Below are 23,947 nucleotides of genomic sequence, written 5' to 3' on the forward strand. Positions count from 1 at the left end.
CGGCCGCAGCGGGCGCCGGCCCGGAAGCGACGGAACGCGCGCAGGAGGAGGCGGAGGAGATCGAGGTCGCCGCGGAGGCCCACGAGCCGGTCGACGACGATGAGATCGGCGCGCCGATCGTCCCCGAGCACGGCGAGGCGCCGCCGCTCGTGGAGGGCGCCGAGTCCGAGCGCGAGCTGGCCGTCGACGTCGGCGAGGTCCTCGTGGAGGTGAAGAACCTCACGATCAAGTTCGGCGGTCTCGCGGCCCTCGACAACGTGTCCTTCGTGATCAAGCGCGGCGAGATCCTCGGGCTCATCGGCCCGAACGGCGCCGGCAAGACGACGTGCTTCAACGCGATGACCGGCGTCTACAAACCGACCACCGGCGACGTCCTCCTCGAGGGGGTCTCCGTGAAGGGGCGCAAGCAGCACCAGATCACGCGCATGGGCATGGCGCGCACGTTCCAGAACATCCGCCTCTTCGGCGAGATGTCCGCTCTCGAGAACGTCGTTGTGGGTCTCGACGCGCGGCACCGCACGTCTGTGCCCGGCGCGCTGCTGCGCATGCCTCGCCATGTGCGCGAAGAGGCCTCGTCGATCGACCGTGGAATGGCGCTGCTGGAGTTCGTCGGCATCGCCCAGCATGCCGAGAAGCGGGCGCGTGAGCTGTCCTACGGCTCTCAGCGCCGACTCGAGATCGCACGAGCCCTCGCGACGGACCCGAAGCTGCTGTGCCTCGATGAGCCCGCCGCCGGCTTCAACCCCGCGGAGAAGGAGGACCTCATGGCCCTCATCCGCACGATCCGCGACGAGGGCTACACCGTCCTGCTCATCGAGCACGACATGAAGCTCGTCATGGGCGTCACCGACCGCATCGTGGTGCTCGAGTTCGGGCGCAAGCTCGCCGACGACGTGCCCACCGCCATCCGCAACGATCCGCGAGTGATCGCCGCCTACCTCGGGGAGCCCGAAGATGACGCTGCTTGAGCTGAAGGACGTCGCCGTCCACTACGGACGGATCAAGGCGATCCACGACATCTCCTTCTCCGTCGACGAGGGTGAGATCGTGTCGCTCATCGGGGCGAACGGCGCCGGCAAGACGACGACGATGCGCACGATCTCGGGCCTGCTGCACCCGTCGAGCGGATCGATCACGTTCGACGGTCAGGACATCACCAAGATGAAGGCGCATCTGCGCGTGCTGCACGGCATCTCGCAGGCGCCCGAGGGACGCGGGATCTTCCCCGGTATGACGGTGCTGGAGAACCTCGACATGGGCACGTTCGGGCTGAAGAGCCGCGCGGGCGTCGCAGAGGCGTACGAGCGGGTGTTCTCGCTGTTCCCGCGGCTCGACGAGCGCAAGAAGCAACTGGGCGGGACGATGTCCGGCGGCGAGCAGCAGATGCTGGCCATCGGGCGGGCCCTCATGTCGCAGCCGCGCGTCCTGCTGCTGGATGAGCCGTCGATGGGTCTCGCGCCCCAGTTCATCCGTCAGATCTTCAACATCATCACCGAGATCAACCAGCAGGGCACGACGGTGCTGCTCGTCGAGCAGAACGCCAACCAGGCTCTTGCGCGCGCCCACCGGGCGTTCGTGCTGGAGACAGGGGCCATCATCCGCTCCGGCTCCGGCAAGGAGCTCCTCGCGGACCCGGCCGTGAAGGAGGCGTACCTCGGCGTCGGATGACGCTGAGGCGGCTCAGTCCTTGCGGTAGGCCTGGCGCCCCATCGACCAGAAGGCGAAGACGGTGCCGACGAGGCCGAGGGCGGCGATGAAGCCGATGATCCCCATGATGGCGCCGGAGAGGGTCACGCTGTCGAACGTCATGGGGTGCCTCCTGGTGCGAAACGGTGCGTGTTCATCGTAGCGGCACGGCTGGTAGACTTTCGGACTGTACTTCGGCGAGGGATGCCGCGCCTGCGCGCCATCCGTGATCGACGCGGTGGAGCAGGGCCTTCAGCTTTCCTCACGCGCGCGCGTTCGAGTCGAGAACAGAAACCGTCCGGGCTCCCACGCCCGCTTGAGGAGAAGAACCATGTCGGAAGACACCAAGGTCCACGCCGAGCTGCGCGACAGCTTCGGCAAGGGCTTCGCCCGCCGCCTGCGCGCCGCGGGCAAGATCCCTGCCGTCATCTACGGCCACGGCACCGACCCGGTGCACGTCGCACTGCCGGGCCACCAGGTCTCGCTGATCGTCCGCCACGCCAACGCCGTGCTCGAGCTCGACGTCGACGGCAAGGAGCTCCTCACGCTCGTCAAGGACGTGCAGAAGGACCCGGTGCACCAGATCATCGAGCACATCGACCTCCTCGTCGTGAAGAAGGGCGAGAAGATCTCGGTCTCCGTCCCGGTCGTCGTGACCGGCGAGTCCGCTGCCGGCACGATCGCGAACCTCGACAACGCGTCCGTCGCGCTCCAGGTCGAGGCGACCCACATCCCTGAGCACATCGAGGTCTCGGTCGAGGGCCTGGAAGACGGCGCGCACGTCACGGCCGGCGACCTGCAGCTGCCCAAGGGCGCGGTCCTCGAGGCCGACCCGGAGACCCTCATCGTCGCGATCTCGGTCCCGGCCGCCGGTGCCGGCGCCGAGACCGAGGAAGAGGCGGAGGCCGACGAGACTGCCGCCGCCGCCGCCGACGAGGCCGCTGCGGAGTAACACTCTGAGACGAGGGGGATGCGGTTCGCCGCATCCCCCTCGTTTCTGCATGGGAAGGATGCGAACGTGGCGCAGACGTGGCTCGTTGTCGGCCTCGGCAACCCCGGACCCCAGTACGAGCTGACCCGGCACAACGTAGGGCAGCTCGTCGTCGACGAGCTCGCCGACCGCCGCAGCGAGCGGTTCTCGGCGCACAAGGGGAACGCGCGCGTCGCGGAGACGTGGCTGCGGCCCGGCGGCCCGAAGGTCGTGCTCGCGAAGCCGAACTCCTTCATGAACGTGTCCGGCGGGCCGGTGTCCGCCCTTGCGAAGTACTACGGCGTGGACCCCGAGCACGTCATCGTCATCCACGACGAGCTCGACATCCCGTTCGACACCGTGAAGCTCAAGATCGGCGGCGGCCACGGCGGACACAACGGGGTCCGCGATGTCGCGAAGGCGCTCGGAACGCCGGACTTCCCGCGCGTGCGCGTGGGCATCGGCCGCCCGCCCGGCCGGCAGGATCCTGCCGACTGGGTGCTCGACCCGTTCAGCTCCGCGGACCGCAAGCAGCTCCCGCTGCTGCTGTCGGACGCCGCGGACGCCGTCGAGAAGCTCATCGACGAGGGCCTGCTCGCGGCTCAGCAGAAGCACCACGCGCCTCGCGCCTGACGTCGTCCGCGCGGGTCAGGCGTTGGGCGGGACGGATGCCGCTGCGCTGACGCCCAGCGTGATGATCAGCACCAGGTAGTAGGCGAACGGCCCGATCGCGGCGATGACGATCGCGGCGACGCCGAACGCCCGCCCGCGGCGTGTCACGACGGCCACGATGCCCTGCGCGATCGCCCACAGGCCGAGCACGGTTCCGCACCAGAACGCGATCTCCGCCATGAGCACGTCGCCGCGGACAGGGATGAGCATGTCGAACCGGGTCGGGTCGTCGAAGAACGTCTGGATGCCGTCGTTCCCGAGCGTCGTGCCGATGCGCCATGCGGCCACCCCCGCGATGATCGGGACGACGACCGTCGCCACGAGCGACAGGACGAACGAGACCGCACCGAGGACGCGCGGCAGCGGGGGCTGCGCCGGAGGCGCGTAGCCCGGGACCGGGGGAGCGGCGTACGGCGCCGCGAAGCCCGACGGTGCAGGCGTGCCATACGCCGGAGGAGCGGGCGGACCCGGCTGCGCCCACGGCGCGGGCTGCCCAGGTGCCGGTGGAACGGGTGCAGGCGGCGCCGGCTGCGGTGCGGGATGGGGCTCCGGTTCAGACTGCGGCGCCGGCCCGGGGTTCGGTGAGCTCGGCGGCGGGGTCTGCGGGGCGCCTGGTCCCTGGTCGGTCACGCGTCCATCCTAGGAGCGTGCCCGCGTGGTCGGGAGGGGCTTCGCGACTGCGTGTCGGGGGTCGAACATAGAATCGTCCGGTGACAGTTCCCGGGATCGCGCGCGCCCTCGCGTCGTCTGCAACGTTCCGCGATGCCGGGGCCACCGCCTCCGTCGACGCCGACCTTTCGCTTGTCGACGGACTCGATGCGCCCCTGCTCGCAACCCTCCTCGAGAAGCGCCGCGGTGGGGGCAAGCCCGGGGTCCTCCTCGCCGTGGCCCCCACGGGTCGTCGCGCCGAGACCCTCGGTGCGGCCCTCCAGGCGCTCCTGCCCGGTGCGGCGGTCCTGCATTTCCCGGCGTGGGAGACGCTGCCGCACGAACGGCTGAGCCCCAGTGCAGAGACCGTGGGCCGCCGCCTCGATGTCCTGCGGACGGTCGACGAGTGGGACGGAACGGCGCCCCTCGTCATCACGGCGTCGGTGCGCGGCGCGCTCCAGCCGCTCGCCGCCGGACTCACCGACCGGGCCCCGATCGCACTGACCGTGGGCGGCCGAGGCTACGACCTCGAGACCGTGACCGCCGAGCTCGTCGAGCGCGCGTACCATCGCGTCGACATGGTGTCGCGCCGCGGCGAGTTCGCGGTGCGCGGCGGCATCCTCGACGTCTTCCCGCCGACCGCCGACCACCCGTCCCGCGTCGAGTTCTTCGGCGACGAGGTCGACCAGATCCGCGCATTCTCGGTCGCGGACCAGCGCAGTCTTCCCGGCGAGGTGCGCGAGGTGGAGCTGCTTGCGGCGCGCGAACTGCTGCTCACCGACGACGTCCGCGCACGGGCGCGGGCGCTCATGGCCGACCTTCCTGGGCTCGCCGGAATGCTCGAGCGCATGGCCGAGGGCATCCCGGTCGAGGGGATGGAATCGCTCACCCCCGTGCTCGTCGAGAACGTGGTGACGCTCGCGCACTACCTCCCCGAGGGCGCCGCGGTCGCGCTCGTCGACCCGGAGAGGTCGGTGACGCGCGCGACGACGCTGTCCGAGACCAATCGGGAGTTCCTGGATGCCGCGTGGAGCGCGGCCGTCGCCGGGGCCGCGACCCCCGTCGACCTCGGCGCGGGCGACTTCGTCTCGCTGCCCGGGCTGCGCGAGGCCGCGAGCGATCGTGGCGGCGTCTGGTGGACGCTCAGCGCGTTCGACTCGGGTTACGCGGACATCGCGGAGGAACTGGAGATCGACGACTCCGAGTTGCGCATCCGTGCGACCGCCGTGCCGTCGTTCCAGGGCAACGTCGAGGGTGCCACCGCACACGTCGGCGAGCTCTTGGCCGCGGGGTGGAGTGTCGTGGTCGCCGCATCCGGCGCGGGCCTCGCCGACCGCGCGCGCGACGTGCTCGCTGAACGCGGCATCGCCGCCCGGCGTGTCGACACCGTGGAGACCGCGCCCGAGCCGGGCGTCGCCCATGTCGTGGTCGCGGCCCTCGAGCGCGGCTTCGAGGCGGAGGGCGCGAAGCTGGCCGTCCTGACCGAGACGGAGTTCTACGGCCGCACGATCGGCAGTGACACGCGGGTCGTCAAGAAGCTCGCGTCGCGCCGGCGGAACGTCGTCGATCCGCTGCAGCTCAAGGCCGGCGACTACGTCGTGCACTCGACGCACGGCATCGGGCGTTTCGTCGAGCTGCAGCAGCGCGAAGTGTCCAGTGGCGGCCGCAACGCGGTCAAGAGCATGCGCGAGTATCTCGTGCTGGAGTACGCGCCGTCCAAGCGCGGGCACCCGGGCGACAAGCTCTACGTGCCCACCGACCAGCTCGACCTGCTGTCGAAGTACGTCGGCGGTGAGGCGCCGGTGCTGTCGAAGATGGGCGGCAGCGACTGGGCTGCGGCCAAGGGCAAGGCCCGCAAGGCCGTGCGCGACATCGCGGTCGAGCTCGTGAAGCTGTACTCGGCGCGTATGGCGGCGAAGGGCTACGCGTTCGGCCCGGACACGCCCTGGCAGCGCGAGCTCGAAGAGGCGTTCCCGTTCGCGGAGACCCCTGACCAGCTTCAGACGATCGACGAGATCAAGGCCGACATGGAGAAGCCGATCCCGATGGACCGGCTGCTGTCCGGCGATGTCGGCTTCGGCAAGACCGAGGTGGCCGTGCGGGCGGCGTTCAAGGCCATCCAGGACGGCAAGCAGGTCGCGATGCTCGTTCCGACGACCCTCCTCGTCAAGCAGCACCTCGAGACCTTCACCGAGCGCTTCGCCGGCTTCCCGGTGAAGGTGCGGCCGCTCTCGCGCTTCCAGACCGACAAGCAGGCGCGCGACACGCTCGAGGGCCTCACCGACGGCACGGTCGACATGGTCATCGGAACGCACCGCATCCTGACCGACAAGGTGATCTTCAAGGACCTCGGTCTCATGATCATCGACGAGGAGCAGCGGTTCGGAGTCGAGCACAAGGACGCGCTGAAGAAGCTCAAGACGAACGTCGACATCCTCGCCATGAGCGCGACGCCCATCCCGCGCACGCTCGAGATGGCCGTCACCGGCATCCGCGAGATGTCGACCCTGCAGACACCGCCGGAGGACCGGCATCCGATCCTCACGTACGTCGGCGCCCGCAGCGACAAGCAGGTCGCCGCCGCGATCCGCCGCGAGCTCCTGCGCGAGGGTCAGGTCTTCTACGTGCACAACCGGGTGCAGTCGATCCAGCGCGTCGCCGCGCACCTGTCCGAGCTCGTGCCCGAGGCGCGCATCGTCGTGGCGCACGGTCAGATGGGCGAGCACCAGCTCGAGCAGGTCGTCGACGACTTCTGGGAGCGGCGCGCCGACGTCCTGGTGTCGACCACGATCATCGAGACCGGCCTCGACATCTCCAACGCCAACACGATCATCATCGACCGCGCCGACAAGTACGGCCTGTCGCAGCTGCACCAGCTGCGTGGGCGCGTCGGCCGTGGGCGTGAGCGTGCGTACGCGTACTTCCTCTATGACGACCTGAAGCCGCTGTCCGAGACGGCGGCCGACCGGCTGGAGACGATCGCCGTCAACAACGACCTCGGCAGCGGGATGCAGGTCGCCCTCAAGGACCTCGAGATCCGCGGCGCGGGCAACATGCTCGGCGCCGAGCAGGCCGGGCACATCGCCGGCGTCGGCTTCGACCTCTACCTGCGCATGATCGGGGAGGCGGTCGCCACATTCCGCGGCGAGGAGGTCGAAGGACCGGCGGAGCTGCGGCTCGAGCTCCCGGTTCAGGCGCGGATCCCGGAGGACTACATCGACAGCGAGCGGCTGCGCCTCGAGGCGTACCAGAAGCTGTCCGCCGCGGCGTCCGCGACCGCCAAGGACGACGCGATCGATCTCGTCGTCGATGAGCTCCGCGACCGGTACGGCGAGCCGCCGTCCGAGGTCGAGGGGCTCCTGGCGGTGGCGCGCCTGCGCCGTCGCGCAGCGCGTGCCGGCCTCGCCGACGTCGTCGCGATGGGGCCCAATCTCCGTGTCGCCCCGGCGAACCTCCCCGACTCGATGCGGGTGCGGCTGCAGCGGCTCTACCCGAAGGCGAAGCTCGTCGCCTCCGGTGAGGCCGTCGTCGTCCCGCTGCCGACCGCCGACGGGGAGCCGCTCGGCGACGTCGATCTCATCTCGTGGGTCGCGCAGCTGCTCGACCAGCTGTGGCCGGTGCCCGCACCCGGGGCGGCGCCGCCCGCCTGATCCCGCTGGCCTCGCGCCGGTCGCAGGCCATAGAGTCGCCGCATGGTCCTGCTGGGGAGTCGGGCTCGCCTCGCCGAGGCCGGGCTGGCGTTCGCCACGACATGGCGGAACGTGAGCCTGCGCCGTGCGCAGCTGAGCTTCTTCGCGATGTGGGTCGCCGAGAGCGCCTTCAGCGTCGCCCTCAGCATCGTGGCGTACAACGCGGGCGGAACGCTGGCGGTGGGGGTCGTGGGTCTCATCACCTTCCTGCCGTCGGCGGTGCTGACGCCTCTCCTCTCGCCCTTCGCCGATCGCGGTCGCCGCGAGCGGGTGCTCGTGATCGTGGAGGTGCTGCGGGGAACGGCGATCGCGGCAGCGGCGGTCGTGGTCGCGCTCGCCGGCCCGGTGTGGATCGTCTTCGTGCTGGCCGCCGCATCCGCCGTACCCGCGACGCTGTACCGGCCTGCCCACTCCGCGCTGCTGCCGACCCTCTGCCGGACGGGGAGGGAGCTCGCGAGCGCCAACGTCGTGCGGGGGCTCCTCGATTCGACCGCGAGCCTCGTCGGACCCCTGATCGCCGCGGTGCTCCTCGCCGTCTCCGACGCGGCGGTCGTGTTCGCGGTCGCCTCCGCCTCCGCGTTCGTCGCCGCCCTGCTCGTCGTCGCGCTCCGCTACGAGGCGCCTCTCGCCGAGGCCCCCGCCCGGCGCCCGGCGCTCCTCCGCGAGGCCCTCGAGGGGCTCGCGGCCGCGTGGCAGAGCCGTGACCTCCGCCTCATCCTGTCGCTCGTCGCCGCCCAGACGCTCACGCGGGGCGCGCTCACGGTGTTCTCCGTCGTGGTCGCGATCCAACTCCTGCACATGGGCGACTCGGGTGCGGGCTCGCTCATGGCCGCACTCGGCGCCGGCGCGGTCATCGGGTCGCTCGCCGCATCCATCCTCGTGAGCACGTGGCGCCTCGGCGCGTGGTTCGCGATCGGCGTCGGCGTGTGGGGGCTGCCGATCGCCCTCATCGGGGTGTTCCCGGAGCAAGCAGCCGCCCTGGTTCTCCTGGCGTTCGTCGGCGTCGCGAACGCGCTCATCGACGCCGCCGGGTTCACCCTGATCGGACGGCTCACCCCGGATGCCGTCATGGCGCGGGTGTTCGGGGTCCTCGAGAGCCTCGTCGCCGTCACGATCGGCATCGGCTCGATCCTCGCCTCGGCGCTCATCGAGTGGTTCGGCATCCAGCCAGCGCTCATCGTCATCGGGCTCATCTGCCCGACGCTCGCGGTCGCGTCGTGGTGGCGCCTGCGCCGCCTCGACCGGTCGGTCGAGGCGCTCGATCACGAGATCGGACTGCTCAAGCGCGTGCCGATGTTCGACCCGCTGCCCCTGCCCGCGATCGAGCAGCTCGCCCGGAGCCTTGAGCCCGTCGCCGTTCCGGAGGGCGGAACCGTCTTCGCGCAGGGGGACATCGGAGACCGCTACTACGTGATCGAGGCCGGAGCGGCGGACGTCGTCGGCGACGGCCGGATCGTGGCGACGCTCGAAACCGGGGACGGGTTCGGCGAGATCGCCCTGCTGCGTCGCTCGCACCGGACGGCGACGGTCCGCGCCCGCACCGCCCTGCGGCTGCGGGCGCTCTCGGCGGAGCGGTTCACGACGGCCGTCCTCGGATACACGCCGAGCTCCCGCGCGGCCGACGCGGGAATGGACGGGGCTCTCGAGCGCTACACGCCGGATGCGGCGGACGCGCCGGACGCGCCGGAAGGGTCTTGAAGGGCGGCGCGCGCAGGTTCAGACTGGCGGCATCCCCAAGTCCTCCCCGGAAGGATGCATCATGCCGCACGGCGACATCACGCACATCGAGATCCCCGTCACCGACTTCGCGGCGGCAGGAGCGTTCTACTCGGCCCTGTTCGGCTGGCAGATCGCCGAGGCGCCCGGCTTCGAGGGCTACCCCATGTGGCAGGCGCCGAACAAGATCTCGGGTGGAGCGTTCACCAAACGCGAAGACGGGTCCACGAGCCCGCTCTCGTACGTCGAGGTCGACTCCATCGACGACACGCTGGCGGCCGCGCGTGCTGCGGGCGGCACCGTCGTCGCCGAGAAGGCGCCCATCACCGACACGAGCTGGTGGGCCGTCGTCGCCGACCCCGACGGCAATACCCTCGGCCTCTACGAGGGCATGACGACGCCGCCCGAGGGGTGACGTCCGCCTCGCCCGGGGCGTGCGTCCCCGGGCTTCGCTAGGGTGTGCACATGCAGTTCGAGCACGTCGGGGCGCAGCCTCGCATCCATCCGGACGCGGTCGTCGCGGCCACCGCGGTCATCAGCGGCGACGTCACGATCGGTGCGGGCTGCCAGATCCTGCACGGAGCCGTCATCACGTCCGAGGGCGGGCCGATCACGCTCGGCGAGCACGTCATCGTGATGGAGAACGCGCTCATCCGAGCGACGTCGGTCAATCCGGTCCACATCGGCGATCACGTGCTCGTGGGGCCCATGGCCAGCATCTCGGGCGCGACGATCGCCGACGAGGTGTTCCTCGCGACCGGTACGCGCATCTTCAACGGCGCGCGCATCGGGGAGCGGTGCGAAGTGCGCATCAACGCGGTCGTCCACCTGCGGACCACGCTGCCGCCCGAAACCGTCGTCCCGATCGGATGGGTCGCGGTCGGCGAGCCGCTCGTGATCCTGCCGCCCGAGCGGCACGCGGATATCTGGGCGTCGCAGCGCGAGCTCGACTTCCCGGGCTACGTCTTCGGGCTCGACAGGGACACCCCCGACCTCATGGTGCAGCTCACCGAGCGCTACGGCTCGAGTCTCGCCCGTCACGCCACGGACCGCCGCATCGACTGAAGCCGCTCGACGGGGCGACCGCGTAAGCCCCTCAGCGCGTGAGCTCGGCCGCGCGAGCCAGCCACATCGCCGGATCCTGCGCGTGGTACGGGTGCTCGGACGGCTCGATCCGATCGAGGAACGCGCGGTACAGCGTCGCCTGTCGCACGGCTGCGTAGGGCCGGACGAGTTCGAGCGCCCGCGCCGGGTCGGAACCCGGTACCGCGCGTCGCCACGCGGCGAGCCAATGCTCCGTGACGCGGGCCGCGAAAGGCGGCGGCATCCGTTCGGTGAACGCAGCCACGTCGAGCAGGGGATGACCGATGCCGCTGTCGCCCCAGTCGAGGATCACGAGGTGATCGTCGTCGCCGCGGACGTTGCCCCCGTGAAAGTCGCCGTGGACGAGGGTGTCGGACAGCCCGCAGGCATCGAGGGACGGCTGCAGCTCCGGGAGTCCGTCGATGATGGTCGAGACGGCGTCGCGGTCGGCGGGTGCGACCTCGGGCGCGAGTCGCAGGGTGCGCTCGGCGACCGGAGCGAGGGATGCGGGCGTCCACGCCGGCATCGGAGGCAGCGTCGCGGGATCCACGGACGTCTGGATGTCGATCAGGAGGTCGACCATCCGGCACGCGGCGCCGATGGGCGGGTCGTACCGGTCGTCGCCCGGCACCTCGGCGATGAGCACGGCATCGGCGGTGCGGGCGATCAGCCGCGGCACCGGGAAAGCGCTCAGGCGTTCGAGCAGGGCGCCTTCGTGCGCGAAGAAGGACGGCACGGCCTTGAGCCACACCGGGCCCGCCGAGGTCGGGAGCATCCACAGCGTGGACAGGTTCCAGCTGCGCACCTGCACGGGGTCGCCGACAGCGGGACGGCCGATGTCGGCCAGAGCCTCCCGGGCCCACGCGAGGTATTCGCCCGGTCCGCCCGGGCGGGCCCATGTCAGCCGCAGCGGGTCGTCGGCGACGAATGCCGGGTCGACCGGGTCGAGCGCGATCGCGGGGATGTCGGCCACCTCGGCGGTGTACACGGCGTCCGGGACCGACCAGGCGGCGATGCGGAGCAGGACGACGTCGATGCCCAGCGCGCCGCGCGCAGCATCCACGATCGCAGCCGCATCCTGCTCGTACGGGCTGTCGATGCGGAAGGCGGCCGTGAGTCCGACCGGGGTGCCGTCGGGGAGGACGAGCGCGAGACGGGCGCGTCGCTCGTCCTGCGGGGTCATCCCGTCATCATCCGGTGTTCTGCAGGCCGGCCGCGACCCCCGACACCGACAGCAGCAGCAGACGCTGCAGGTCGGGGTCCGGCGCCGGCGCATCCTGCGGAGCCTCGCGGAGCGCGCGCAGGGCGCGCAGCTGCAGCAGGGACAGGGCGTCGACGTAGGGGCTGCGCAGCTTCACGGCGCGCTGCAGGATCGGCTTGTTCTCGAGCAGATCGCCGCCCGTCACCCGCGACACCCACGAGCTCGTGAGCTCCATCTCGTCCATGACGAGGGCCGCGAGGTCGTCGCGGTCGCCGAGGTCGAGATAGTGGCGGGCGATCCGCGGATCGGCCTTCGCGAGACTCATGGCGACGTTGTCGATCAGGGTGCGGAACAGCGGCCACCGCGCGTAGGCGGTGCGCAGGCGCTCCTCGTCCCCGACGGCCTCGAGGGCGGTGCCGAGGCCGAACCAGCCCGCGAGGTTGATCCGCGCCTGCGTCCACGCGAACACCCACGGGATCGCGCGGAGGTCCTCGAGCGACTCGACCGACAGCCCGCGGCGCGCGGGGCGCGACCCGAGGGCGAGGAGGCCCAGTTCCTCCATCGGGGTCACGGTCGCGAACCACGGAGCGAAGCCGGGCGCCTTCACGAGGGCGAAGAAGCGCTCGCGGGATGCGGCATCCATCGTCGCCGCGACGTCCGCGTACTGCTCCGCCGCGGTGCTGTTGCGCTCCTCGATCTCGGGGGAGGAGGCGAGGAGGATGGCGGCGCCCACCTGGTCGATGTGCCGCATCGCGATCGCCGGGTCGCCGTAGCGGGCGAAGATGACCTCTCCCTGCTCGGTGAGCTTGAAGCGTCCGTCGACCGAGTGCGGCGGCTGGGCGAGGATCGCACTGTTGGCCGGGCCGCCGCCGCGGCCGAGTGCACCGCCGCGCCCGTGGAAGAGGGTGAGTTCGATCCGCTCGGAGCTCGCCCACGCGGCGATCGCCTCCTGCGCCTCGTACAGGGCGAGGTTGGCAGCGACCGGTCCGACGTCCTTCGACGAGTCGGAGTAGCCGAGCATGACCTCGAGGCGCCGGCCCGTGGCCTCGAGCCGCGCGGCGAACTCGGGGTGCTGCACGATCTCGGCCAGGATGCCGGGCGCCGCCTGCAGGTCGGCGAACGTCTCGAACAGCGGGATGACATCGAGCACCGGAGGCGTGCCGTCGGCGCCGACCGCGTGACGGGCGAGGCGGTGCACGTTCGCGAGGTCGTCGGCCGACTGCGTGAAGGACACGATGTAGCGGCCCGCGGCGCGCGGGCCGAAGCGCTGCTGCAGCCCCGCGATCGTGCGGAAGACCTCGAGCACCTCCTCGGTCTGCGCCGTGGCCGCGGCGCCGGACTCGAGCTCGGCGAGCACCTTCGCGTGCACGGCGGAGTGCTGACGCACCTCGAGCTCGGCGAGGTGGAACCCGTAGGTCTCGACCTGCCAGATGAGCTGCTGCAGGTGTCCGTACGCCTGGCGGAGCGCGCCGGCGCCTGCGAGCGACTCCTGCACGACACGGAGGTCGGTCAGGAGCTCCTCGGGATCGCGGTACGCGAGGTCGGCATCGCGCGTGCGGGTGGCGGCGATCTTGCGTGCGAGGAGCAGCACGATCCGCCGGTGCGGCTCGCCCGGCGAGCGCTTGGCGACGTCTGCCGCCGCATCCTCGTCCGCGTCCCGCAGTCGACGCCACAGGGCCTGGAGCTCGGCGCTCGGGTGAGTGACGGCCTCGTCGAGGGTGAGCACGCGCCCGATGCGGTTCGCGGCTGCCTCCAGGCCCAGCAGTACGTGCTCGGCCGCGATTCCCGCCGCCTTGCGCGTGACGGATGCGGTCACGAACGGGTTCCCGTCGCGGTCGCCTCCGACCCACGAGCCGACGCGCACGAACGGCTTCACGATCGGAGGGGCAGCGCCCGCTCCTGCGCCCTGCAGCAGGTCGTCGATGCGACGGTAGACATGCGGGACGGCGGTGAACAGCGTGTCGTCGAAGACCGTCATCACCGCACGGACCTCGTCCGTCGGCGCCGGCTTCTCCGGGCGCAGGGGCGCCGTGCGCCACAGCGTGTCGATCTCCTCGAGCAGGCGCCGCTCGGCGCGGCGCTTGTCCGCGCCGCCTTCGGCGAGGGCGTCGTACTCGGCGAGCAGGCTCGAGAGACGCCGGATGCTGCTGGACACCGCGCGGCGACGGGCCTCCGTCGGGTGCGCCGTGAAGACGGGGTGGAAGCGCAGCGCCTGGAGCCGGTCGCGCGCGGTCTCCTCCCCGAGCTCGCCGACGAGGTGCGTGTAGGCGGCGGCGATCGAGTCGCCCGGGTCGTCGCGGTCTGCCCGGCCGTTGCGCTCGCGGAGGACGCGGACGCGCTGCTGCTCCTCGGCGAGGTTCGCGAGGTGGAAGTAGACCGTGAACGCGCGGGCGACCTCGTCTGCGCGAGAGATCGAGAACGAGTCCGCGATGCTCGCGGCGCGCGCGAACGCCTCCGGCGTCTCGTCCGTGTACGCCTGGATCGTCGCGACGCGCAGGCGCTCGACATCCTCGAACAGTCCGGGGGAACCGGCCTCCCGCAGCACCCGTCCGAGGAGGGCGCCGAGCACGCGGACGTCCGCGCGCATCTGCTCCGGGATGCGCTCGCCGGCCTCGTATCGTCCGACGAGGTCGATGGCTTCCGTAGGGGTGGGTTCGCGCATGGAACCCACGGTATATGCGTGGGACAGACCGTCCGAATCCGCCCGTTCGTCCGGACGTAACAGGCGCGTCGATAGGCTGTCGGGGTGAACGGGGATGCAGGCGCGAAGAGGTCCCTGCTGCGCTCCGAGCGGTTCCCCGCGATCCTTCTGCTGGCCGCCGCCATCGCCGGGCTCGTCGTCGCCAACACCCCCGTCGGCACCTCCGTCATCGCCTTCGCGCATCAGCACCTCGGCTTCCTGCCGTTCGACCTGTCGCTGACCCATTGGGTCCAGGACGGCCTGCTCGCGATCTTCTTCTTCGGCGTCTCGGTCGAGCTGCAGTTCGAGCTGACGCGCGGCGAGCTGCGCAGCATCCGTCGTGCCGTCCAACCCGCGATCGCCGCTGCCGGCGGCGTCGTCGTCCCCGTCGTGCTGTATCTCGCCCTGTCCGGAGGCGGGGCGGCGGCGTCGGGGTGGCCGATCCCCACCGCGACGGACGTCGCCTTCGCCCTCGGGGTCCTCGCCGTGTTCGGGCGCGGGCTGCCGTCCTCCGTCCGCGTGTTCCTCCTCGCCCTCGCGATCCTCGACGACATCGTCGGCATCGTCCTCATCGCGGTGCTGTACGCGACGGATCTGCAGTTCGGGATGCTGGCGCTCGCGTTCGTGGCGGTCGTGCTGTTCGCGATCCTCTCGCGCGTGGACACGCGGCACGGGGTGCTCCTGGGCATCGGGCTCGGGGTCCTCGCGCTGGCGACCTGGGCGTTCATGCTCCTCTCCGGCGTGCACCCGACGATCGCCGGGGTGCTCCTGGGCCTGGCCATGTCGCAGGATCGCGCGCTCATCACCCGCCACGCGGTCGAGCCGTGGATCAACGGGGTCGTGCTGCCCCTCTTCGCCTTCACGGCTGCGCTGGTGCCGTTCCCGTCGGGATCGGGAGGTCTTCCTCCCGTGTTCTGGGCGGTGCTCGTCGCGCTTCCGGTCGGCAAGCTCGTCGGCATCGCCGGGGCCGCGTGGATCGCACAGCGCGTGCTCGGGGGCGAACGGATGCCCTTCGGCGACCTCGTCGCCGCGGGCGCGCTCGGCGGTATCGGATTCACGGTGTCGCTGCTCCTCGCGAACCTCGCGTTCGCGAGCGACGCCGGGCTGCGGGATGCCGCGACCCTCGGCGTCCTCGCCGGCTCCCTCGTCGCGCTCGTCCTGTCCGCCGCGCTCGTCTTCTGGCGCGCGCGGACGTATCGTCTCGCCGGAAGGGAGACCTCATGACCGACGCACTGCGCGCCGCCGCCGACACGATGCACGCGGTGCGCGACCGCTGCGTGTGGACGCAGCAGATCACCCACCGCGACCTGATCCCGTATCTCGTCGAGGAGAGCGCGGAACTCATCGACGCCGTCGAGGACGGGTCCCGCGCCGACCTCCGCGAGGAGCTCGGCGACCTCCTGTGGCAGGTGCTGTTCCACGCCGAGATCGCCTCGCGCGACCCGGAGGACCCGTTCGACATCGACGACGTCGCCCGCGGGCTCACCGACAAGATGGTGCGCCGGCATCCCCACGTCTTCGGCGATGCCGTCGCGCGCACGCCCGAGGAGGTCCTCGTGCTGTGGAATGCGGCGAAGGCGGCGGAGAAGAGCACGCGCACGAGCGTCCTCGACGGGGTGAGCGAACGGATGCCGTCCCTCGCCCTCGCGCAGAAGCTCCTCGGCAAGGCGGCCTCCGTGGGCGCCTCCCCGCAGGTCGTGGAGCGAGCGGAGCGAGACGAAACGCGGGTGGGTCCGTCGCAGACCGAAGCCGAGCTCGGCGACGCCCTCCTCGCTCTCGTCACCACCGCCCGCGCGAACGGGTGGGATGCGGAGCGGGCGCTGCGCGAGCGGCTGCGCGGCCTCGAGGACGAGATCCGCGCAACCGAGTCGACGCTCTGACTCCGGCCCCCGCCGAAAGCTCCTGTTCTGGCGAGGACAGGACGATCGGCGAAGGATCATCCTGTTCTCGCCGAAACTCCTGTTTCGGGTGAATCGTCCGTGGACTCAGACGAGCGTGGCGAGGAGCGCGTCGATGCGCTCGAAGTCCTCGTCCATGCCGGCATCCATCCCCGACGCGAGCATCGCGTCGCACGCCTCCTTCGACGTGTAGGTCGACGTGACCTCGATGGCGCTTCGGCCGCCCGGGAGGTCGACGAAGCGGAGGGTCTCCAGCGTCGGTCCGGGCTCGCCCTCGTACTCCCACGTGTGGACGATCAGGCCGGGGGAGACCTCGTGGTATGCGCCCCGGAACGCCCACGCGCCGCCGTCGGGCGCCTCGACGACGTAGCGGAACGAGCCGCCCGTCTGCGCATCGAACCGGTCGAGGCGGACGCTCGTGCCCTGCGGGCCCATCCACTGCGAGAAGAGGTCCGCCTCGGTGTGCGCGCGCTGCACGAGCGCCGCGGGTGCGGCGAACTCGCGGCGGTGGAAGATGCTCTGCTCTCCCGTGCGGGTGTGCGCGGTGAGCGATGTGGTCTCGGTCATGCTCTGTCTCCCTGTTCTGGTGCGGTGAGTCCGGCGAGGACGTCGTCGAGGCGTGCGTAGCGCTCCTCGAGGCGGCGGCGCCTCGCATCCATCCATCCGGCGGCCTCGTCGAGGCGCGCCGCCTGGAGGCTGACGCGGCGGGTGCGGCCCTCGCGCCGACGGGTGACGAGGCCTGCGCGCTCGAGGACGTCGATGTGCTGCGAGACGGCCTGGAACGAGATCTCGAACATGCTGACGAGCTCGCCCACGGTCGCGTCGGAGTGCGTGAGCCGGTCGACGATCGTGAGGCGGACCGGATCCCCGATCGCCGCGAACGTCTGCGCCATGGTCACGCGAACTATTATTCAAGCAATCACTTGAATGTCAAGACCTGGAACAATAGGAGCGTGGCATCGGTCAATCCGCCGCGCGGCATGCGCGACTTCCTCCCCGCAGACAAGGCCCGTCGCGAGCGCGTCCTCGCCGTCATCCGCGAGCGCTACCGCGCGCACGGGTTCGATGAGATCGAGACGCCCGTCGTGGAGGAGTATGCGCGCCTGCACGCGGGCATCGGCGGCGACAACGAGAAGCTCGCCTACAACGTGCTCAAGCGCGGGCTGGATGCGGACGCCATCCGCGCCGCGGCCGAGGCGCCCGCGGACCTCACCGACCTGGGCCTGCGCTACGACCTGACCGTGCCGCTCGCGCGCTTCTATGCGAGCAACCGCGGGCAGCTGCCGACGGTGTTCCGGTCGATCCAGATGGCCCCCGTGTGGCGCGCGGAGCGACCGCAGAAGGGCCGCTACCGCCAGTTCGTGCAGTGCGACATCGACGTGATCGGGGATGCCTCGGCCCGCGCCGAGGCGGAGCTCGTGATCGCGACCCTCGACACGGTGGACGCGCTCGGGCTCGAGGGCGGCACGATCCGCATCAACGACCGCCGCGCACTCGACTTCATGCTCGACAGCTTCGGCTTCGATCCGTCCGAGCGTCCCGGCGTCCTCATCACGATCGACAAGCTCGACAAGATCGGGCCGGAGGGCGTCGCTGCCGAGCTGCGCGAACGCGGGGCCACGGCGTCCGCGGTCGACGCGTTCGAGGCGTTCCTGCGCCGCCCGATGACGATGGAGTACAACCCGTACGGCGAGCGGCAGATCCGCAAGGTACTGCCGGACGGGGCGCCCGACGACGTGGTGGCCCACCTCGTCGGCATCGGCGAGGCGGTGCTCGCGGCTCGCGGCGCTTCGAGCCCGATCGGTGACGTCCCGCTCGTGTTCGACCCGTTCCTCGTGCGCGGCATGGGGTACTACACCGGCACGATCTTCGAGCTGGCACACCCGTCGGTCGACTACTCGCTCGGCGGCGGCGGGCGGTACGACGGCATGATCGGTCGCTTCCTCGGCCAAGAGGTGCCCGCGGTGGGCTTCTCCATCGGCTTCGAGCGGATCGTCGACCTCGTCGAGGGGCTCGAGGATGCGGACGCCCGCTCGGTCGTGCTCGTCCACGACCGCGACGTCCCGGTCCCCGAGCTCATCGCGCACAAGGCGGCGCTCGTCGGGGCAGGTGCCCGCGTGAGACTCGAACAGCGGACGAAGAACCTCAAGGCGCTCCTCGAGCGATCGGCCGCCGACGGCTACACCGAGTTCGCGACGGTCGCGCCCGGGGACGCCGAGCTGGAGTTCAAGGCGCTCGACTGAGTCGGGTGCGTCGGCGCTCGACTGAGTCGGGCGCCTTCGGCAGGATGAACGCATGACCCTGCAGATCCACACCGTCCTCGAACCGAACGGGCCCGCGACCGCGATCGAGCTGACCGACGCCCAGGTCGAAGAGCTCGGCGGCGGGAAGCGCGCCGCCGTCGTCGTGACGATCGGCGCGACGACCGTTCGCCTCCGGCTCGGCGTGATGGGCGGAAAGAACCTCATCGGTCTGTCGAAGGCCGCGCGCGCCGAGTTCGGCGTCGAGATCGGCGATACTGTCGACGCCGTCGTCGCCCTCGACGGTGCAGAGCGCGACGTGGTGGTCCCTTCCGACCTCGCGGATGCATTGGCCGCCGCGGGAGTGCGCGCGGCGTTCGACGCCCTGTCGTTCACGCGGCGTAAGGAGCTCGCACGCGGCGTCGCCGAGGCCAAGCGCGCGGACACACGGGAGCGCCGCATCGCGGCCGCGGTCGAGGAGGTCCGCGGCTGACGGCCGCGGACCCGGGATCACGAGACGGACGGAGACGACATGCCCGCAACGCTGACGCTCGCGCACACGACGATCGGTGCGGAGGTGCGCCGCGGCAGGTACGACATCCTCGTCGACGGGAAGCCCGCCGGTTCCGTGGAGATGAACGAGACCGTCGACATCCCCGTCGAGGCGGGCAGCCACACGCTGAAGGTCACAAGCGGCAAGGACTCCAGCCCCACGAAGACGTTCTCCGTCGCCGACGGCGGCGTCGTCCGGTTCCGCGCGACGGGGAAGAGCTTCCTCCCGGTGTTCCTGCTCTCGTTCGTCGTGCGCGGGCTCAGGCTCAACCTCAAGGAGCTGAAGGCCTGAGCCCAGCGGGCATCAGCTCTGCGCTGCGGCCCACTCCGCGACGCGCGCGGTGCTCTCCTCCTCGGAGAGGTCCTCGACGCGCGTCATGATCGACCACCGCACCCCGAACGGGTCGCGGATGCTCGCGTACCGGTCGCCCGAGACGAACGTCGACGGTGCTTCGCGCACGGTCGCGCCCGCCGCCACGGCGCGCTCGACCACCGCGTCGACGTCCGGCACGTAGAGCGCGATCGAGTAGCAGTCCTCGTCGCCTTCGGGCGCGGCCACGAGCCCGTAGGCCGGCATCGGCTCGCCGAGCTGCAGCATGCCGAGCCCGAAGTCGACGCTCGCGTGCACCACCAGGCCGTCGAACTCCGTGGCATCGACGATCCGAGCGCCGTAGACGTCGCGATAGAAGTCGAGCGCCTCCTTCGCACGGCGGACCGCAAGGAAGGGCGTGAGGCTCGTGGCCGTGTTCGGTCGGCCGTTCGTCGTGTGGATGCCGGTCACTCCGTGGATGTTCTCTGTCGTCGTCATGCGTTCAGCCTCCCGGGTGAGGGACACCCGGGGCTTGGAGATTCGCGTCATCCTCCCCGCCCTACGCTGGCATCGTGACGGATCCCAACCGCGGTGTGCTGTATCCGGGAGATCTTCCGCGCTTCACGCGCATCGCCGCGGAGGGCGACGTCGCCGACCTCGTCGAGTGGTTCTGGATCCCGCAGTGGGATCTGCCGGACGGCGTCTCGTCGGCGCAGCGAACGCTCGGCTATCCGGCGGCCAACCTCGTCATCGAGGGGGATGACGTCGGCCTGTGGGGCGCAACCACGCACGTCGCCGAGCGCGTGCTGGAGGGGAGCGGCTGGGCGGTCGGCGCGCTCCTGACCCCCGCCGGCTTCGCCGCGCTCACCGCCGCACCGCGCGACCTCGTCGACACCCATGTGCTTCTCGACGCGCCGGAGGTCGTCGCATCCGTCTCCGCCGTCATGCCGGAGGACCACTCCGCAGCGATCGCGGCGTTCGGCGCATGGCTGGTGGACCGCGCGGGCGCGCTCACCGGAGAGGGACGCCTCGCGAACGACATGGTGCGGATGCTGATGAACGACAGCTCCATCCTCCGCATCGAGGACGCCGCGGCGCGGCTCGCCGTCTCGCCGCGGACGCTCCAGCGTCTCGCGCACCGGACGGTCGGCCTGCCGCCCGCGGCGATCATCCGTCGCCGCCGTCTGCAGGAGGCGGCCCAGCGCGTCCGCGAGGCGCCGGGGGTGCGGCTCGCCGATGTCGCGGCGGAGCTCGGATACGCCGATCAGGCGCACCTCGCGAACGACTTCCGCACGGTGCTCGGTCTCACGGCGTCGGAGTACCGCGAGAACCCCTGACCCCCACCCGTGGTTCCGCACTATAGACATGGATAGTTCTAGTGCATATAGAATAAGTTCATGCTTGTGCGGATCGACCCGGAGAGCGGCGCGCCCCTGTTCGCGCAGGTCGCCGCCTCCGTACGCGCGGATGCCGCGGCCGGTCGGCTCGCGGCAGGCGATCGCCTGCCCGCCGCCCGCGATGTCGCGCAGGCGCTCGGCATGAACGTGCACACCGTGCTGCGCGCCTACCAGGAGCTGCGCGACGAGGGGCTCGTCGACATGCGGCGTGGCCGTGGCGCCGTCGTGACCGAGGCGGCCGCATCCCTCGCCGCGCTCCACGTCGACATCCGCGACCTCGCCGCTCGGGCGCGCGCCCTCGGTCTTTCGCCTGAATCCCTGTCGTCTCTCGTGAAGGAGGCCTCTCGTGACCGCTGAAGGCACTGCACGCTCTGATCGCACTCCGCCCCGTGATCGAGCCGTATCGCGCTTCGTGATCGTGGCCCTCGTGCTGCCGCTCCTGCTCACCGTCGTGTCCGTGGTGGTGCAGCTCCTGCTGATGCCGAGCATGCCCGATCCCGTCGCGACGCACTGGGGGCCCGGCGGTGCGCCGAACGGCTTCGGCTCCGCATGGGTGTCCCCGGTGCTCACGGTCGTCCTCGGGCTCCTGCTGCCCGGGCTCATCGCCATCACCGTGCTGCCCGGGCTCAGGCGCGGGCACCGCGGTGCCGCCTATCGACTCCTCGGCGCGATGGCGCTGGCGCTCGCCGTGCTCGCTGCGGTCCTCATGACCTGGACCTACGCCATGCAGGCGGGGCTCGCGTCGGCGAAGGACGGGCCCTCCGCGACCGTTCCGCTCATCGTCTCGTTCGCGGCCTCCGTCCTCGCCGGCTTCGCGGGCTGGTTCCTCCAGCCGAAGCAGGAGGAGGCCGGCGCCGCGTCCCTCCCGTCGGCGCCCGTGGCGCTCGCGCCGGGAGAACGGGCGGTGTGGATGCAGACGACCACGTCGTCGCGTCCCGCCGTCATCGCGATCACGGCCGCGGTGCTGCTCACCGCCGCACTCACGATCTGGATCGCCTTCACCGGCGAGGCTCGCGCTGCCTGGATCCTCGGGATCGTCACCGTCATCCTGATCGCCGCTGCGGCGTCGACCCTGAGCTTCAACCTCCGGGTGGACGACACCGGCCTCACGGTGACGTCGGTGGTCGGCATCCCGCGGTTCCACGTGCCCCTCGCCGACATCACCGCCGCCCGCGCCACCACGGTCACGCCGATGGCCGACTTCGGCGGCTGGGGGATCCGCTACCTCCCAGGACGCTTCGGGGTCGTGCTGCGCACGGGGCCCGCGATCGAGGTCGCGCGGACGAGCGGACGCCTGTTCGTCGTGACGGCTCCGGATGCGGCGACGGGAGCCGCCTTGCTGACGGCCTTCGCCGACCGCGCCACGAGTACGGAGAGCCCGGAGAAGGAGGTTCGGTCGTGACCGCCGTACCGGCCCCGAACACGGAGCCGTCTGCGCACGCCGGGCCGGTCCCGGCGCCTGCCGCGAACGCGCGGGTGCGATGGGGTGCTGTGGCGGCGTTCTTCGCGATCGCGTGCGGCCTCGCCTGGCTCGTCGTGTCGCCGCTCTGGCTCTCGGGCCGCGGTCTCGCGACCCCGGGTGCGCTGGTGCTGCTGATCGCGATGATGTACACGCCCACGATCGCCGTGCTCATCGTCATGTTCACGTTCAAGGCGCCGGCGTCGGATCGCCTGCGCTCGCTCGGGATGTGGCCGCTGCGGCCTGCGAAGCAGGTCGTGTGGATGATGGTCGTCGGGCTTCTCGCGCCGTTCGTGATCTACGGGGTCGCCGTCGCGATCGCCGGCTCCGTCGGTCTCGTCCGCCTCGATCTCCTCGGCTTCTCCGGAATGGCCGAGAACCTCAAGGCCGCGGCCGCCGCTGTCCCTGCCGGGAAGGCGCTCCCGCCCGTGGGGCTGCTCGTCGTGCTCGAGCTCGTCGCGCTGCCGTTCGGCGCGATCTTCAACGGGCTCGCGACGTTCGGCGAGGAGCTCGGCTGGCGCGGCTGGCTCGTGCCCGCTCTGCGCCCGCTCGGCACGTGGCCCGCGCTCGTGATCTCCGGCGCGATCTGGGGTTTCTGGCATACGCCGATCATCCTGCTCGGTTACGACTTCGGCCGCCGGGATGTCGGAGGCGTCCTGCTCATGATCGGCGCGTGCATCGCGTGGGGCGTGCTGTTCGGGTGGATGCGGCTGCGCAGCGCATCGCTGTGGCCGTCGGTGCTCGCGCACGGGATGCTGAACGCGTCCGCGGGGCTGCTCCTGCTGTTCCGCGCCGCCGGTGCCCCGATCGATCAGATGATCGTCGGGCCGCTCGGGTTCGTCACCTGGGGCGTCCTCGCTGTCGTCGTCATCGTCCTGGCCGCGACGGGTCAGTTCCGCATCCAGCCAGAGCTCGCACCCCGGCGCGTCCGCGTGAAGGCTTGACGCCGGACGCAGGCGCCGCGACGCTGGGGGGATGGCCGAGCTGACCCCCGAGAACTGGCGCCGCGTCGACGCGTACTTCACCGACACGCTCGTCGGGCACGACGAGACCCTCGAGCACGCGGTGGCGGATCAGGATGCGGCGGGCCTGCCCGCGATCGAGGTCGCCCCCGTCGCGGGCAAGCTGATCCATCTCCTCGCCCGCATCAGCGGGGCGCGACGCGTGCTCGAGATCGGCACGCTCGGCGGCTACTCGACGATCTGGCTGGCCCGCGGCGTCCCGGATGACGGCCTCGTCACGACGATCGAGGCCGAGCCCGCCAATGCGGCGATCGCCCGCGCGAGCATCGACCGCGCCGGAGTGGGGCACAAGGTGGAGATCCGCATCGGGCGCGGCGAAGACGTGCTGCCCACCCTCACCGGGCCGTTCGACCTGGTGTTCATCGACGCCGACAAGGAGTCCAACGCGCTCTACCTCGACTGGGCGGCGCGCCTGGGACACCCCGGCACGGTCGTGGTCGTCGACAACACCGCGCGCGGCGGTGACGTCGCGGACCCCGCCGTGACCACGGCACAGATCGAGGGCGTGCGCCGCGGGCTCGCGATGCTCGGCGCCGACCCCCGCTTCGACGCGACCGCGCTGCAGACCCTGGACCGCAAGGGATGGGACGGCGTCGCGATCGCCGTGCTCACCGAGGTGGTCGAGGGGTTCGACGACGTCGGCGAGCCCTGAGCGCGCGGACGGCCACGGTCGTCATGGGATGGGGTGCCGCGGCACCCCGTCACTAGACTCGTGCTCGGACCG

General features: G+C 71.2%; 25 protein-coding genes. 18 read left to right on the forward strand and 7 right to left on the reverse strand.

Annotated features, from left to right (window positions below):
- Positions 1-149: 149 nt before the first annotated feature.
- Positions 150-968, forward strand: coding sequence for an ABC transporter ATP-binding protein (locus QSV35_RS15265; RefSeq protein WP_286289892.1), 819 nt, complete (start codon positions 150-152; stop codon positions 966-968).
- Complete coding sequence (locus QSV35_RS15270; RefSeq protein ID WP_286289661.1) at positions 955-1,668, forward strand: ABC transporter ATP-binding protein; 714 nt, start codon at positions 955-957, stop codon at positions 1,666-1,668. The genes QSV35_RS15265 and QSV35_RS15270 overlap by 14 nt, the downstream gene beginning before the upstream one ends.
- A 12-nt stretch (positions 1,669-1,680) precedes the next feature.
- Here the strand turns inward: QSV35_RS15270 and QSV35_RS15275 are convergent, their stop codons facing one another.
- On the reverse strand, positions 1,681-1,809 hold the full coding sequence (locus QSV35_RS15275) for a hypothetical protein (protein WP_286289662.1): 129 nt from the start codon (positions 1,807-1,809) through the stop codon (positions 1,681-1,683).
- 208 nt (positions 1,810-2,017) lie between these two features.
- Between QSV35_RS15275 and QSV35_RS15280 the strand changes: the two genes are divergently transcribed.
- Together QSV35_RS15280 and pth are read left to right on the forward strand one after the other, a co-directional pair.
- On the forward strand, positions 2,018-2,638 hold the full coding sequence (locus QSV35_RS15280; RefSeq protein ID WP_286289663.1) for a 50S ribosomal protein L25/general stress protein Ctc: 621 nt from the start codon (positions 2,018-2,020) through the stop codon (positions 2,636-2,638).
- A 66-nt stretch (positions 2,639-2,704) separates the two neighbouring features.
- Positions 2,705-3,289 (forward strand): aminoacyl-tRNA hydrolase, encoded by a 585-nt coding sequence (gene pth, locus QSV35_RS15285; protein ID WP_286289664.1) that lies wholly within the window; start codon positions 2,705-2,707, stop codon positions 3,287-3,289.
- 15 nt (positions 3,290-3,304) lie between these two features.
- Here the strand turns inward: pth and QSV35_RS15290 are convergent, their stop codons facing one another.
- On the reverse strand, positions 3,305-3,958 hold the full coding sequence (locus QSV35_RS15290; RefSeq protein ID WP_286289665.1) for a hypothetical protein: 654 nt from the start codon (positions 3,956-3,958) through the stop codon (positions 3,305-3,307).
- 80 nt (positions 3,959-4,038) lie between these two features.
- Here QSV35_RS15290 and mfd point away from each other — a divergent pair, with 80 nt between their 5' ends.
- From mfd to QSV35_RS15310, 4 genes are all read left to right on the forward strand, one after another.
- Complete coding sequence (mfd, locus tag QSV35_RS15295) at positions 4,039-7,626, forward strand: transcription-repair coupling factor (protein ID WP_286289666.1); 3,588 nt, start codon at positions 4,039-4,041, stop codon at positions 7,624-7,626.
- Between the two features lie 42 nt (positions 7,627-7,668).
- Positions 7,669-9,363, forward strand: a complete 1,695-nt coding sequence (locus tag QSV35_RS15300) for an MFS transporter (protein ID WP_286289667.1) — start codon at positions 7,669-7,671, stop codon at positions 9,361-9,363.
- A 61-nt stretch (positions 9,364-9,424) separates the two neighbouring features.
- Positions 9,425-9,796 (forward strand): VOC family protein, encoded by a 372-nt coding sequence (locus QSV35_RS15305; RefSeq protein ID WP_286289668.1) that lies wholly within the window; start codon positions 9,425-9,427, stop codon positions 9,794-9,796.
- Positions 9,797-9,846: 50 nt separating this feature from the next.
- Positions 9,847-10,446 carry a gamma carbonic anhydrase family protein gene (locus QSV35_RS15310; RefSeq protein ID WP_286289669.1) on the forward strand — a complete coding sequence of 200 codons (600 nt, stop codon included), beginning with the start codon at positions 9,847-9,849 and terminating at the stop codon, positions 10,444-10,446.
- A gap of 31 nt (positions 10,447-10,477) precedes the next feature.
- On the opposite strand, the gene QSV35_RS15315 is transcribed toward QSV35_RS15310, so the two are convergent.
- Both QSV35_RS15315 and QSV35_RS15320 read right to left on the reverse strand, forming a co-directional pair.
- Positions 10,478-11,647, reverse strand: a complete 1,170-nt coding sequence (locus QSV35_RS15315; protein ID WP_286289670.1) for a phosphotransferase family protein — start codon at positions 11,645-11,647, stop codon at positions 10,478-10,480.
- A 7-nt stretch (positions 11,648-11,654) separates the two neighbouring features.
- Positions 11,655-14,327 (reverse strand): phosphoenolpyruvate carboxylase, encoded by a 2,673-nt coding sequence (locus QSV35_RS15320; protein ID WP_286289671.1) that lies wholly within the window; start codon positions 14,325-14,327, stop codon positions 11,655-11,657.
- An 84-nt stretch (positions 14,328-14,411) separates the two neighbouring features.
- On the opposite strand from QSV35_RS15320, the gene QSV35_RS15325 reads away from it, so the two are divergent.
- Both QSV35_RS15325 and QSV35_RS15330 read left to right on the forward strand, forming a co-directional pair.
- Positions 14,412-15,569 carry a Na+/H+ antiporter NhaA gene (locus QSV35_RS15325; RefSeq protein ID WP_286289672.1) on the forward strand — a complete coding sequence of 386 codons (1,158 nt, stop codon included), beginning with the start codon at positions 14,412-14,414 and terminating at the stop codon, positions 15,567-15,569.
- Positions 15,566-16,225: a nucleoside triphosphate pyrophosphohydrolase gene (locus QSV35_RS15330; protein ID WP_286289673.1), complete on the forward strand. Its 660-nt coding sequence runs from the start codon at positions 15,566-15,568 to the stop codon at positions 16,223-16,225. The genes QSV35_RS15325 and QSV35_RS15330 overlap by 4 nt, the downstream gene beginning before the upstream one ends.
- 105 nt (positions 16,226-16,330) lie before the next feature.
- On the opposite strand, the gene QSV35_RS15335 is transcribed toward QSV35_RS15330, so the two are convergent.
- Positions 16,331-16,810 (reverse strand): SRPBCC domain-containing protein, encoded by a 480-nt coding sequence (locus tag QSV35_RS15335; protein WP_286289674.1) that lies wholly within the window; start codon positions 16,808-16,810, stop codon positions 16,331-16,333.
- Positions 16,807-17,136 carry an ArsR/SmtB family transcription factor gene (locus tag QSV35_RS15340; RefSeq protein WP_286289893.1) on the reverse strand — a complete coding sequence of 110 codons (330 nt, stop codon included), beginning with the start codon at positions 17,134-17,136 and terminating at the stop codon, positions 16,807-16,809. Before QSV35_RS15340 ends, QSV35_RS15335 begins: the two co-directional genes overlap by 4 nt.
- Positions 17,137-17,223: 87 nt before the next feature.
- Between QSV35_RS15340 and QSV35_RS15345 the strand changes: the two genes are divergently transcribed.
- The 3 genes from QSV35_RS15345 to QSV35_RS15355 are packed head-to-tail and all read left to right on the forward strand — an operon-like array spanning position 17,224 to position 19,327.
- On the forward strand, positions 17,224-18,486 hold the full coding sequence (locus QSV35_RS15345; protein WP_286289895.1) for a histidine--tRNA ligase: 1,263 nt from the start codon (positions 17,224-17,226) through the stop codon (positions 18,484-18,486).
- A gap of 52 nt (positions 18,487-18,538) precedes the next feature.
- Complete coding sequence (locus QSV35_RS15350; RefSeq protein ID WP_286289675.1) at positions 18,539-18,976, forward strand: YdeI/OmpD-associated family protein; 438 nt, start codon at positions 18,539-18,541, stop codon at positions 18,974-18,976.
- Positions 18,977-19,015: 39 nt separating this feature from the next.
- Positions 19,016-19,327: a hypothetical protein gene (locus tag QSV35_RS15355; protein WP_286289676.1), complete on the forward strand. Its 312-nt coding sequence runs from the start codon at positions 19,016-19,018 to the stop codon at positions 19,325-19,327.
- Positions 19,328-19,339: 12 nt separating this feature from the next.
- Here the strand turns inward: QSV35_RS15355 and QSV35_RS15360 are convergent, their stop codons facing one another.
- Complete coding sequence (locus QSV35_RS15360) at positions 19,340-19,843, reverse strand: VOC family protein (RefSeq protein WP_286289677.1); 504 nt, start codon at positions 19,841-19,843, stop codon at positions 19,340-19,342.
- Between the two features lie 74 nt (positions 19,844-19,917).
- Here QSV35_RS15360 and QSV35_RS15365 point away from each other — a divergent pair, with 74 nt between their 5' ends.
- The 5 genes from QSV35_RS15365 to QSV35_RS15385 are packed head-to-tail and all read left to right on the forward strand — an operon-like array spanning position 19,918 to position 23,875.
- Entirely contained in the window at positions 19,918-20,682 is a 765-nt protein-coding gene (locus QSV35_RS15365; protein ID WP_286289678.1) for an AraC family transcriptional regulator, read from the forward strand.
- 60 nt (positions 20,683-20,742) lie between these two features.
- Entirely contained in the window at positions 20,743-21,099 is a 357-nt protein-coding gene (locus QSV35_RS15370) for a GntR family transcriptional regulator (RefSeq protein ID WP_286289679.1), read from the forward strand.
- Positions 21,089-22,144, forward strand: coding sequence for a DUF1648 domain-containing protein (locus QSV35_RS15375; RefSeq protein WP_286289680.1), 1,056 nt, complete (start codon positions 21,089-21,091; stop codon positions 22,142-22,144). Before QSV35_RS15370 ends, QSV35_RS15375 begins: the two co-directional genes overlap by 11 nt.
- Complete coding sequence (locus QSV35_RS15380; RefSeq protein ID WP_286289681.1) at positions 22,141-23,145, forward strand: CPBP family intramembrane glutamic endopeptidase; 1,005 nt, start codon at positions 22,141-22,143, stop codon at positions 23,143-23,145. Before QSV35_RS15375 ends, QSV35_RS15380 begins: the two co-directional genes overlap by 4 nt.
- 31 nt (positions 23,146-23,176) lie before the next feature.
- Positions 23,177-23,875 carry an O-methyltransferase gene (locus QSV35_RS15385; protein WP_286289682.1) on the forward strand — a complete coding sequence of 233 codons (699 nt, stop codon included), beginning with the start codon at positions 23,177-23,179 and terminating at the stop codon, positions 23,873-23,875.
- The last annotated feature ends 72 nt before the right edge of the window (positions 23,876-23,947 follow it).

The sequence above is a fragment of the Microbacterium candidum genome (genome assembly GCF_030315975.1).
GTDB classification, from domain to species: domain Bacteria; phylum Actinomycetota; class Actinomycetes; order Actinomycetales; family Microbacteriaceae; genus Microbacterium; species Microbacterium candidum.